Genomic DNA, 11,727 nt, shown 5'->3' on the forward strand with positions numbered 1-11,727 from the left:
CACAAGCATATCGATATACATATAAGAGAATGAGTGTATTCTCTTACTTGTAGCTTTTTACATTGATTAAAAATTTAATGATTGTCGCAGCTCACTTAAAAATGCGAAAGTTTTTTAGAATCTTGTTTGTAAATTGACTTTATATCTATATGTGTTTTTGTTGAATTGTGAGATCCATTTTCTTTGTATCCCAAACCTTGCACCCCATACGAAGACAGAAAATCTAAATTATCCCCCAACCTTTTTCTTGAGATTTCTGTAATTATCACAGCCATTTTGTAGTCCTGCTTCACATGCAAGGCTATACATTTGCAAAGCTTGTCCTGCATTTTGTGTAATGCCCCTGCCCTGCTCGTATAAAACACCTAGATTATTACAGCTACTTGCTACACCGCCCATACATGCGGTATTAAAATATTGTGCCGCAAGTCCATAGTTAATCGGCGCACCCTCAAGCCCTTGTGCGTAAATATAACCAAGATTTGCACAGCCTACAATATCCCCTGCATTACATGCTACATAGTTTAAATCCGCTGGATTCATATTTGCGTTATTGATTCCATACGCGCTACTTGCATTATTGAGTAAGCCTAGATTATAGCAGCCTAGCTGACTACCTGCATCACACGCAAAGCGATAGTATTGCAAGGCTTTATTCAAATCTTTTGGCACACCCGAGCCATTTGCATACGCCCAGCCGATATTATTACACGCATCGACATCACCACCAGCACAGCCTGTCATATACATTTCTGCAGCTTTTTGCTTATTATTCCCCATATTTGGTGCTTCATCATAAATCATACCAAGATTCGCACATGCAGTTGGATCGCCACCAGCACAACCTTTTTGATAGTATTTAATCGCCTTTTGTGTATCACTCTGCACTCCAGCTCCATACATAAACATTACACCCACACCAAAGCAGCCCGCAGGATTACCTTGATCACATGCAGTATTAAACATACTCAAAGCTTGTTTATAATCGCCCTTTCTTGCCGCTTCAACCCCTGCGTTTAGTGTAGCACTTGCACTTTTTGGATCTGCCAGTGCGTTTTCTGTCGGGCTATTATCTGGCTTAGGGAAATTATAACTTGGTTGCACGATATTAATGTTATTTGGTGTATAAGGCATTGGCGGCACACGCGGTGCATAGCTTATAGCAATATCACTTGGTGGTGTTGGTGCGATTTGAATCTGATTCCCACCGCCTTCATCAAACCATGCTTGATTTTGACTTGGCACGACACTTGGGGCTTGTGGTTTCTCTTCATCGCCATTATACACAGGTTGCCCTTGCCCATAGCTTGGTATAGTTTGTGGAATCGAGGGCGTAGGATATGAAGGCACAGGATAATAGAGGTTATTGCCATAATAGTATTTCTCATAGGTTCGTGGATCATAAGGGTCATAATATCGCTCATAAGTCCTTGGATCGTAAGGATCATAGCGATAGTAGCCACCATAAGGTGCATAATATTGCTGTGGATAATATCCGCCTTGCATATTGTATTGTCCGCCATAATATCTTGGATCGCGTAAGTCATAACCGCCATCTGCAGGCACATTTGTTACAGGGCTTTTCCCCGAATTGCCCGTATTTTGCTGTGCTTTTGGTTGTGCGGCTCTTGTCTCTGCTTGCTCTTCATCAGCAGCATACACGCAAAGAGAAAAGCTAATTAAAGCGAGTAAAAATATCCTTTTTTTCATCATCATATCCTTAATCTAGCAGTTTTGTATTAAAAGCAAAATATATACCAAACAATTTATGCTTCATTATAGAGTGAAACTAGCATAGCTATACCCATAGCATTTTGGCTTGAATTATCCATTGAATCTATGTTGATTGACTTGGTATGCACCGCTCTTTCAGGGTGTGGCATAAGCCCAAAGACATTGTGTTCTTTATTGCAGATTCCAGCGATTCTATCCACACTGCCATTTATATCATCAGCGTATTGCAGCAACACTTGATTATTATTATATAGTGTTTCTAAGCCTTTAGAATCTATTTGATAATTCCCCTCTGCGTGTGCTATAGGCAGCATAAATTCTTCATTTTCCCCATAGTCTTTAAGCATAGCATTATCTTTTGCTTTTACACGCAATAAGGCATTTTTAGAGATAAATTTTAAGTCTTTATTCCGCATAAGCACGCCGGGCAAAAGCTTTGACTCACATAGAATCTGAAATCCATTGCAAATGCCAAGCACCCTACCCCCATTCTCCACATATCGCTTTAATGCTTTCATGCTTTGAGATTGAGCGGCTATTGCCCCACATCTAAGATAGTCGCCATAGCTAAACCCACCTGCAATAACGGCTAACTTCGTCTCTTTTGGCAAAGTGCTTTCTGTGTGCCATATAAGCGTATTTTCTATACCCTGTCTTGTGTAAAAGTTCGCAACATCATATTGGCAATTTGTCCCTAAAAAATGCAAAATCGCTACCATAACTACGCCCCTAGATTATGCTTCTTGCACTTTGATTGTATAATCTTGTATGATTGGATTTGCTAGAAAATCTTCACACATGTCTTTTGCTAGATTCTGTGCTTCAACCTTATCTTTTGCCTCTAAAGTGAGATAGAATCTCTTATTCATAGTGAGTTTTGATACCGCGAAATCATGCCCTTGCAATGCTTGTAAAATCGCTTTTGATTCTGGATTTAAAACACCATCTCTTGTGCTAACTTCTATGGCTATATCATAACGCATTGCTATCCTTTTTTGCAATCTAGTAAAGGCGTATTATAGAATATTTTTTATAAAGTTATTGTTTATAAAGTGAAAAACTCTCTATCCTTTTAAGTTGCGTGGGGCTAAACGATTCTAGATTTGTGTCATTTTGGGCTTTTGTAAAAAGTGAAAAATTTTTATTTGAATCTATTTTTAGATTAATCTTTACTTAGATTTCATATTAGATATTTCGCTTCGCTCGATATGACAAGCTGTTTTGGACTCTAGACCCCAAACCCTGCACCTATCTAAATTTGATTGAGTTTCTGGGATTATTCCTTAAACTTTATGGAGTCTCTATAAAGCTCTCAAGATTCCATAAAAGCAAACAGATTTTAATATGGATAAATAAAAACATGTAAATCTTTAAGTAGATAAAAAGTAATGGTCGGAGTAGCGGGATTCAAACCCACGACCTCACCCACCCCAAGGGTGCGCGCTATCAGGCTGCGCTATACTCCGCTAAAAATCTAATTGAGCTAGATTCTAAAGTCAGTATCAATTCTAAGCATATTGAGTGAATAACTAAAGCAACCAAGCAAGCTTTATTCTTGAATGCAACACATTAACGAGATCTTAGATTCAATAAAGTCTATGAATGAGTGCCTTATACAAACAAATAATCAACATAACAAAAATTTATTCATAGAGTGGCGGACAGGGAGGGATTCGAACCCTCGGTAATCTTGCGACTACGCATCCTTAGCAGGGATGTGGTTTCAGCCAACTCACCCACCTGTCCTTGTTGTAGATTTCCAATAAAAACAAGTCTGCCAAAAAACAATTTTCAAACAGAAATAAAAGCAGGATTCTATCTAATAAAAGCTTAATTTTTACTTAAAAATCTAGCTTCTGTCTTGTGTAAAAATATAAACCTTGTCAAAGTTTAGTTTGCATGGTTATTTATTTTGTTCTATTTACATAAAGAATTTATAGTTTGCAATTATTTTGTTATAATCTCTACCCTAAATAACACATAAAGATAAGAATAAATGAAAAATATCGTTATTGACCTTGATGGAACACTTACAGAAGATATAGATGTAGAATATAGTGATAAGCCTGTGCGAGTTGAGGTTGTGAAAAAACTAAAAGAATATAAGGCAATGGGCTTTAATATTATCATTTCAACAAGTAGGGGCATGAGAACTTATAATGGTGATATAGGCAAAATTAACGCTAAGGTGTTGCCAGATATTGTAGCATGGTTAAATAAGCATAATATCCCCTATGATTCTATTATGGTGGGTAAGGCTTGGTGTGGCTTTGATGGATTCTACATTGATGATAAGGCAATTCGCCCATCTGAATTTGTGCAAAAAAGTTATACAGAAATACAAGATATGCTATCACAAGAAGTAGCTTATAAACAAATAATATGCGATAAAAGCAAAAATAGCTAAAGGGATAAGCAGTGATACTTATTACATCGGCACAATATTTGGTTGCAGAATTTCAAATTGAGTTTGGAAAACTGCCACCTGCATTTCTGCCGCTTGGGCAAAAAAGATTCTATGAGTATTACGCACGGCTTTTTCACGCCTATAATGAACCTATTGTTTTAACATTACCTGAAAGTTTTACACTCCATAGCTTTGATATTGCGAATCTAGCAAAATATAATATAGAGATTCTATTTGTCCCTGATAATTTAGGCTTGGGTGAATCTATTGTCTATGCGTTGAATATGAAATTGCCCCTTAATCAGTCTTTACATATTCTACATGGCGATATTTACTTAGAAAAGATCGATAGCATAGAAAATGCCGTTGGTGTTATGCATGTGGATAATAATTATGAGTGGGAATATTTAAGTAGTGATTATCGTATTGCTTGTGATTCTAAGCAATCATGTGGCGATCAGCTTGCTCTAAGTGGTTACTTTCATATACAAAATCCTTACACACTGATACAATCAATAGTATGTAGCAAGTATGACTATATTAGCGGTTTAAAGCTATATTCACAATCATATCCATTTCGTGTTGTAGAGCAAAATGGTTGGCAGGACTTTGGGTTGCTTTCAAGTTATTTGCATGCTAAACAGATTATTACCACACAAAGAGCGTTTAATCAATTAGTCTTTCAAGATGGCTTTTATCTCAAAACATCATCATTACATAAAAAGCTGCAAGGCGAAATTAACTGGTTTTTAGAGTTTCCAAAAGAGTTATCCCTGCATATTCCACTATTTATGCAGTTAGATAAAAATAGCTATAAGGTTGAGTATTTGTATTTAAATACTTTGGCAGAGCTTTTTGTATTTGGGCGATTAAGTATAATTGTATGGAAAAATATCCTTAATTCCCTGCATTCTTTTCTCTCTAAACTCCATGCAAAAACTTCTGCTAGCCAAACAAATTTTAATTATACGCAAAAAACATTTGAAAGATTAAAAGATTTTTGCAAAGAACGCAATTTTTCATTCACACAGCCTTTTTGTTTTGTTGATAGCAATGCTAAAACACCCCTAGCGACAACTCTATCAACAACTATGGGGGGGGGGGGGGCGATATGCCTCTATTTAGCACTGCCGCATTTAGCGTTACTTTGCAAGACATGCTTGCAGATATTGACACATATATTACCCCATCTTCTCATGTTTGTTTTATACATGGTGATTTTTGTTTTAGCAATATTATGTTTGATTTTCGCTCAAATCGCATTAAAACCTATGATCCACGAGGTATTGATTTTAGCGATACGATAACCCCTTATGGTGATAAGCGATACGATTATGCAAAGATATTTCATTCGCTTGTTGGATTATATGATTTTATCATTGCTGGTTTTTATAAATGCGAAATTGCTGAATCACACATTTACTTTGATATACAAGAGCCTAGCATAGTTTCAAGTTTGCAACAATATTTCATTGAGTTGTTTTGTCCGCAAAATGCCGCAGAAATCTATGCGATCACAATCCATCTCTTTTTATCCGCACTCCCGCTGCATGCTGATAATCCAAAAAGACAAGACGCTTTATTTGCAAATGCTTTTCGCCTTTACAAGCAGTTTAAAACACTCTATCCCAATTCACTCAATACAGACAAAAAAGGCAAGATATGATAATTGTTATCCCAATGGCAGGACTTAGCTCCAGATTCAAACAAAGCGGCTACAATGAGCCAAAATATATGCTTTCCTTATGGGATAAAAGCGTATTTTATTATGCGATACATAGCTTTAAAGCATATTTTAACAAGGAAAAGATTCTATTTGTATGCCGTGATATTTGCAATACAAAGGCATTTATCGATGGTGAATGCAAGAAGTTAGGATTGCAATTTTATGAAACAATAATACTTGAAAAAGAAACGATGGGACAAGCCCATACTACGCTGCTAGGCTTAGAAAAAAGTGAGACTAAAGACACAGAATCTTTACTCATTTTTAACATAGATACCTTTAGACCAAATTTTTCTCTACCCATAACAACTGATTTTAGCGAGATTGATGGCTATTTAGAAGTCTTTCACGCTGAGGGGAATGAATGGAGTTTTGTTTTACCTGATAAAAATAGCAATAGGGTGCTAAAAACAAGCGAAAAAGATAGAATCTCATCATTATGTAGTAGTGGTTTATACTATTTTAAACACACAAGAGATTTTAAAGACGCCTTGAAATTCTCCATGCAAAACAACATAACAACAAAGAATGAATACTACATTGCCCCACTCTATAATATATTGATAGAATGGGGCATGGATATACGATTTTTCACAATCAATCTTAGCGAAGTAGTGTTTTGCGGAACACCACGGGACTATGAGAGATTGAAACAACTTAACAAAAAGGATATTGTATGACAGAAATTAAACGCGACATGACATCTTTTACCGGTGTTTTAGGTAGTGAAAGCTTTGATAAACTTGGTGAATTAAAATTTGCTAATATGGGGGGGGGGGGCAACCCTTGGCATGAATACAGAAGTGCATGGAGTAAATCCGCACGCTTTGAGATAGAGCCCACATTTCCATTGCAAATAAATTTTGAGTTAAATGCAACTTGTAACTTAAAATGCCCCATGTGTCCCATATCGCTAGAATCTAATAGCGACAAAAAGCAATTTGTTTTTCCATTTGAGATTTATAAAAAAGTCATTGATGAAGGCGTAAGTAAAGGTTTAAAAGCAATACGGCTAAATCATGTCAATGAGCCACTATTACGCAATGATTTAGAAGAATTTATTGTATATGCGAAGCACAAAGGAATTTTAGATATTTATCTTTCCACAAATGGCTTACTTCTTACACAACAAAGAGCAAAATCACTTATAGAATCTGGACTAGATAGAATCCAAATTTCACTCGATGCTTTTTCAGAATCTATTTATAAAGAAATGCGACCGGGTAGCAATTATACAAAAGTAAAAGAGCATGTATTACAACTCATTGAGCTAAAAAAGCAAATGCAAAGCATAACTCCGCTTATCCGTGTAAATTTCGTAAGGACGGAAATTAACGAACATGAATTAGATGACTTCATAGCCTTTTGGCGTGATAAAGTCGATATGATTGGCGCACAAGAGATGATAAAGATAAAAACCGCACGAGACCTTAAAAGCCACACTACAACCAAAATGAAAACATTTCATTGTGCCTATCCCAATCAATTGCTTGTAATCACGGCTGAAGGCAATGTCTTACCATGTTGCACTTTCCATGCAGACACTATGCCTTTAGGGAATCTCTTTAAAGAACTTGAAAAAGATTCAAACTTTTCTTTGGAATCTTTTTGGAATCACAAAGACATTCAAAAACTACGCATATTGCATAAGCAAGGTGCATATAAAAGCCATGCAACTTGTAAAAAATGCGTGGAAGATTCTCAATATTAATGTATGTAAGTTTATTGCCATTTATACATAGCAATAAATAACACAAAATTTACTGCTTTTTGATATTCATCTTAATAAGAGAGTATCAAATATGTAGCGTTTTGATACGCTAAATTTATATTTTTATATATTAATTGTGTTTTTTGATATATTATTGCCTATTTTCATAGATTTTTCATTATTATTTCCAGACATTCTTTATATTGCCATTAGGAGTTACAATGTCGGTGTGGTCAAATCTTAAAATTGGAACAAAGATAATTTTAGCCATTTTGGTTGCAATTTTCGTATGTATGTTGGGGCTAGTTTATGTTGTAAGCAATCATGCTGAAAAGATACTCTTTAATGAATCTCATAAGCTTTTAAGCAATGCCGCAAAGCGTTCTGCAAATCTTATGCAAGGCTATATTAACGAAACTTATAGCATGTTATTAGCAACACATGCAAATGTGCAAGATATATTAAACAGCGACACACAGACACTAGAGCAAGAATTAAAACACAATCTTATGAATATGCTTGATCAAAATAACTTTGGTACTTATGGTTACTTGTATTTAAAAGATGTAGATATGCAGTCAAAATTTAAAGTTGGCAATGATTATATCATGCTTGCACTAGATAGTAATCCAAGAAATGAAGGTGGTGTAAATATGCTTCCTTCAGATTCTACAATTTTAACACTAAAGGGCGTGCAAACCGCACTTGCAAGTGGCAAACCGAGCGTTGGAACACCGCGTAAATTTAATTTTAATAATAAAGAGTTGTATATTTTATCTCTCAATATCCCTTTGCATAATAAGCAGGGAAAAGTTATAGGCGTGATTGGCATGCTTGTTGATATTGATGAGCTATCAGCAGATTTTCGCAGTGATAGACTATCTGTTTTTGCTAGAGATTATAGGGTATTGCTTAATCAAGATGGTATGGTGATTATGCACGCTGATAAAAACTTTGAGGGCAAGATTCTCACAGAAGTGAATAGTTCGCCTACTGCACTCAATGTTACAAATGCTATTAAGAACAAGCAAGAAGGTGTGGTGGAATATTATAACTTGCGTGGTGATCTAAGCTATACTGGAATTGCCGTATTTGACATTTGGAAAGATTTGGGCGTGTATTGGGGGATTGCCGTTACTGCACCGGAGGGGTCTATTTATGCACCACTGCGTGATTTGCGTAACAACATGATTATTGGAGCGATTGTTTTTGTGCTTGTTGTGGTTTTTGCTATATGGTGGGTAGTAAAGGTAAATGTTACGACAAGAATACACGGGCTAGAATCGCTGCTTACATCTTTCTTTCAGTATCTCAATCATGAAACAAATAAAGCACCAAATCTTTTGAAACCGCGTGCTAATGATGAGATAGGACACATGGCTCGCGCCATTAATGATAACATTGAAAAAACACAAAGGTCATTGCAGCAAGATTCTATGCTTGTAAATGAAGTTATGGAGATTGTAGATGAAGCAAAAGCAGGGCGATTTGGCAAACATATTACACAAACAAGCCCTAACCCACAGATTAATAAACTAAAAGATTCTTTAAATGAAATGTCGCACACTCTATATCTTTTGGTTGGAGATAACCTAGCCGAAGCCAAAAGAGTGTTTGATGCGTTTGAGAACAATGACTTTACTCCAAGAATCCAAGATCCTCAAGGCTTAGAGCAAGGTGTAAATAAGCTTGGAGATTCTATTACTACAATGCTTCAAGTATCAGCCCAATATGCAAGAGAACTAGAGATTAAATCAAAAGATTTAGAAGAAGCGGTAACCACTCTTACACAAAGCTCAAATACACAGGCAAGTTCTTTGCAGCAAACTGCCGCTTCAGTTGAAGAGATTACAAGCTCAATGCAAAATGTTTCAGGCAGAACAAGTGAAGTTATCACACAAAGTGAAGATATTAAAAATGTCATTGAAATCATTCGTGATATAGCCGATCAAACAAACCTGCTTGCATTAAATGCAGCAATCGAAGCCGCAAGGGCAGGAGAACATGGGCGAGGCTTTGCAGTCGTAGCTGATGAAGTAAGAAAATTAGCAGAGAGAACTCAAAAGTCTTTAGGTGAGATCGAAGCAAATACAAATATACTAGTCCAAAGCATAAATGATATGGCAGAATCTATAAAAGAACAAGCACAAGGCATTAGTCAAATCAATGAATCTATTTCACAATTAGAGACAATCACACAACAAAATGTAGGCATAGCACATAAATCACAAGAGATAAGTAATGCTTTAGATCTCGTTGCAGCAAAGATTCTAGAAGATGTGAATAAAAAGAAGTTTTAAGGTAGCGTATCGGTATTTTCTTAGACTATGGTTTTATTTTTGTAAAACCATAGAATCTTCTGCTACCTCTTCTCCCCGTATCATACGCTTGTTTTTATGCTAAATAGAGATTAAACACGCAATAAAAATCTTTACTGCAAGAATAATTCTTCTTAAAGGATATAAAAGGGCATGCTATTTGCTTGAATCGTTTTTATGGCAGGTTGGAAGCTAGTTTCTAGCCATATATTGCCATGTTGATTTTATAGTAAGGAGCAACGCATGAAAAAGATGTTAGCGTTAGGACTTTTAAGTCTTTCATTAGCACAAGCAAAGATGTTTGTAGGTGTTGATGGTGGTTATGTTATGATGGGCGGTGCTGTATCTGGCAAGGCTGATTCTAGTGTGTATGATGGACGCTACCAAGACGCATGGAATGTAAGTGCAAACTTTGGTTATGAAACTTTCTTTAGCAGCCATTTTGGCGCGAGAGCGTTTGTTAGTGCGGGTTATGGCAGCATATTTGATAGTGCTGTATCAAATCATATATTCAATGTTGATGGCAATATTGACTTGATAGTAAATATTGTTAGTAGCTTTGGTGTGTTTGCTGGTATCGGTGCAGGTTATCAATACCATCCAGTTGCAAGCACATTTGATAGCAACAATATTCCGCTATTTGGTAGAGTAGGTCTTACATTTGGTATCACAGATAATTTGCGGCTTGACTTAACAGCTAAGTTGCCAATTATTGCATGGGATATGGATGGTTCTGATATCGCTGGCATACTCCCAACGGTAAATTCACCGCTTACAGTGCAAGCTGGTATTAAATTCCTATTCTAGTGCTATATAGCATTGAGAATACTTTCGCACACAATGTTATTCAGCTATGACATTGTGTGTTTTTTACACATTAGATTCTAAGACATTCTACAATCAAGAATGATTTTAGAATCTTTTCTCTACAATTTTTCTTTCTTATTACTAAATTTTCATGTTAAATTATGCCTTTAGATTCTAATCATCTCTAATTTTAAGCATATTGACTCAATAGACCAAAACCATTGACTTTTTTTTGTATAATCGCAACTTCGTTTTTATGCGATATATCTATACAAAAAGGAAAAACATGAAAAAAGTGTTACTTGTTGCTAGTGGTGCGTTGTCTCTTATTTTACTTAGCGGTTGTTCATCGCTTGTTGCTACAAAGATGGATTCTAATGTAGGCTATTTAGTGCAATTTAATGGTGGTGATTTTAATGTTGGCGATGTTGTAAGTGCGGAAATGCCCTATGATGCTAAAAATCCAAATATAGCTGCTATGGTGCTTAATAAAGCTATTGTTGATAACAAATGCGATACGATACTTTTACCTCGCTATGAAGTCGTATCAAAAACTTTTGGTAAAAATATCATAAGAGTTACAGGACGAGCAGCTACTTTCAAAGCAAAATAAACATATTTTCTTTAAGTTCTCTCACAAGCTGTTGGCTTTCTAGCTGCATTACCTTTTTCATAGTGCAATGCAGTCAGAATTTTTATATCCCCCCTACTTCTTACCAAGTAGATTATAAATTTTAGTATCAATTAAAAACGATGCTTGAAGTCCAATCATTTAAAAAAAATAGATTCGATAATGTCCAAGTCTCTACCCCCCCCCCCCCCACAGCTTACTCAAATTTGATATAGAACCAAATGCGAGTGGTGTCGCACTAAGCATATAGAATCCAAGCATATCTCAACTTGAGCTTCAAAATAAAAAGAAATTAGATTTCTTTAGCGCCCCTAAGCCATGACTCCAATCATAAGGCAGGGAATCTTAACCTCTAAAATACTTAAATAAAACTTAAAATAAAACAAGATTCCC

11 protein-coding genes and 2 tRNA genes are annotated in these 11,727 nt (G+C 35.9%); 8 read left to right on the forward strand and 5 right to left on the reverse strand.

Annotated features, from left to right (window positions below; genetic code table 11):
- Positions 1-228: 228 nt before the first annotated feature.
- From C6H17_RS08970 to C6H17_RS08990, 5 genes are all read right to left on the reverse strand, one after another.
- Positions 229-1,710 (reverse strand): tetratricopeptide repeat protein, encoded by a 1,482-nt coding sequence (locus C6H17_RS08970; protein ID WP_020995446.1) that lies wholly within the window; start codon positions 1,708-1,710, stop codon positions 229-231.
- A 56-nt stretch (positions 1,711-1,766) separates the two neighbouring features.
- A complete protein-coding gene (gene purQ / locus C6H17_RS08975; protein WP_005216730.1) occupies positions 1,767-2,453 on the reverse strand; it encodes a phosphoribosylformylglycinamidine synthase subunit PurQ in 687 nt (228 codons plus the stop codon).
- A 15-nt stretch (positions 2,454-2,468) separates the two neighbouring features.
- Complete coding sequence (purS, locus tag C6H17_RS08980; RefSeq protein WP_005216732.1) at positions 2,469-2,717, reverse strand: phosphoribosylformylglycinamidine synthase subunit PurS; 249 nt, start codon at positions 2,715-2,717, stop codon at positions 2,469-2,471.
- Between the two features lie 406 nt (positions 2,718-3,123).
- A tRNA-Pro gene (locus tag C6H17_RS08985) sits at positions 3,124-3,200 on the reverse strand.
- 189 nt (positions 3,201-3,389) lie between these two features.
- Positions 3,390-3,480, reverse strand: a tRNA-Ser gene (locus tag C6H17_RS08990).
- A 250-nt stretch (positions 3,481-3,730) separates the two neighbouring features.
- On the opposite strand from C6H17_RS08990, the gene C6H17_RS08995 reads away from it, so the two are divergent.
- The 8 genes from C6H17_RS08995 (at position 3,731) to C6H17_RS09030 (ending at position 11,316) form a co-directional block, all read left to right on the forward strand.
- On the forward strand, positions 3,731-4,141 hold the full coding sequence (locus C6H17_RS08995; RefSeq protein ID WP_004086206.1) for an HAD hydrolase family protein: 411 nt from the start codon (positions 3,731-3,733) through the stop codon (positions 4,139-4,141).
- 11 nt (positions 4,142-4,152) lie between these two features.
- Complete coding sequence (locus C6H17_RS09000; RefSeq protein ID WP_104731408.1) at positions 4,153-5,448, forward strand: capsular biosynthesis protein; 1,296 nt, start codon at positions 4,153-4,155, stop codon at positions 5,446-5,448.
- On the forward strand, positions 5,379-5,807 hold the full coding sequence (locus C6H17_RS09005) for a hypothetical protein (RefSeq protein ID WP_104731409.1): 429 nt from the start codon (positions 5,379-5,381) through the stop codon (positions 5,805-5,807). The genes C6H17_RS09000 and C6H17_RS09005 overlap by 70 nt, the downstream gene beginning before the upstream one ends.
- Positions 5,804-6,547 carry a glycosyltransferase family 2 protein gene (locus C6H17_RS09010; RefSeq protein ID WP_005216736.1) on the forward strand — a complete coding sequence of 248 codons (744 nt, stop codon included), beginning with the start codon at positions 5,804-5,806 and terminating at the stop codon, positions 6,545-6,547. Before C6H17_RS09005 ends, C6H17_RS09010 begins: the two co-directional genes overlap by 4 nt.
- Complete coding sequence (locus C6H17_RS09015; protein WP_104731410.1) at positions 6,544-7,578, forward strand: radical SAM/SPASM domain-containing protein; 1,035 nt, start codon at positions 6,544-6,546, stop codon at positions 7,576-7,578. The genes C6H17_RS09010 and C6H17_RS09015 overlap by 4 nt, the downstream gene beginning before the upstream one ends.
- Before the next feature lie 221 nt (positions 7,579-7,799).
- Positions 7,800-9,878, forward strand: coding sequence for a methyl-accepting chemotaxis protein (locus tag C6H17_RS13555; protein ID WP_020995448.1), 2,079 nt, complete (start codon positions 7,800-7,802; stop codon positions 9,876-9,878).
- A gap of 261 nt (positions 9,879-10,139) precedes the next feature.
- A complete protein-coding gene (locus C6H17_RS09025) occupies positions 10,140-10,703 on the forward strand; it encodes a hypothetical protein (RefSeq protein WP_005216742.1) in 564 nt (187 codons plus the stop codon).
- Between the two features lie 286 nt (positions 10,704-10,989).
- Complete coding sequence (locus C6H17_RS09030; protein WP_005216744.1) at positions 10,990-11,316, forward strand: hypothetical protein; 327 nt, start codon at positions 10,990-10,992, stop codon at positions 11,314-11,316.
- Positions 11,317-11,727 lie beyond the last annotated feature (411 nt).

The organism is Helicobacter rappini, from assembly GCF_900198625.1.
Taxonomy (GTDB): domain Bacteria; phylum Campylobacterota; class Campylobacteria; order Campylobacterales; family Helicobacteraceae; genus Helicobacter_A; species Helicobacter_A rappini.

Excerpts from the sequence above, each read along its gene's own strand:
- C6H17_RS09015 (WP_104731410.1), top strand. The coding sequence starts at position 6,544 with ATGACAGAAATTAAACGCGACATGACATCTTTTACCGGTGTTTTAGGT.
- purS (WP_005216732.1), bottom strand. The coding sequence starts at position 2,717 with ATGCGTTATGATATAGCCATAGAAGTTAGCACAAGAGATGGTGTTTTA.
- C6H17_RS08970 (WP_020995446.1), bottom strand. The coding sequence starts at position 1,710 with ATGAAAAAAAGGATATTTTTACTCGCTTTAATTAGCTTTTCTCTTTGC.
- C6H17_RS09005 (WP_104731409.1), top strand. The coding sequence starts at position 5,379 with ATGTTTGATTTTCGCTCAAATCGCATTAAAACCTATGATCCACGAGGT.
- C6H17_RS09010 (WP_005216736.1), top strand. The coding sequence starts at position 5,804 with ATGATAATTGTTATCCCAATGGCAGGACTTAGCTCCAGATTCAAACAA.
- C6H17_RS08995 (WP_004086206.1), top strand. The coding sequence starts at position 3,731 with ATGAAAAATATCGTTATTGACCTTGATGGAACACTTACAGAAGATATA.
- C6H17_RS09025 (WP_005216742.1), top strand. The coding sequence starts at position 10,140 with ATGAAAAAGATGTTAGCGTTAGGACTTTTAAGTCTTTCATTAGCACAA.
- C6H17_RS13555 (WP_020995448.1), top strand. The coding sequence starts at position 7,800 with ATGTCGGTGTGGTCAAATCTTAAAATTGGAACAAAGATAATTTTAGCC.
- C6H17_RS09030 (WP_005216744.1), top strand. The coding sequence starts at position 10,990 with ATGAAAAAAGTGTTACTTGTTGCTAGTGGTGCGTTGTCTCTTATTTTA.
- purQ (WP_005216730.1), bottom strand. The coding sequence starts at position 2,453 with ATGGTAGCGATTTTGCATTTTTTAGGGACAAATTGCCAATATGATGTT.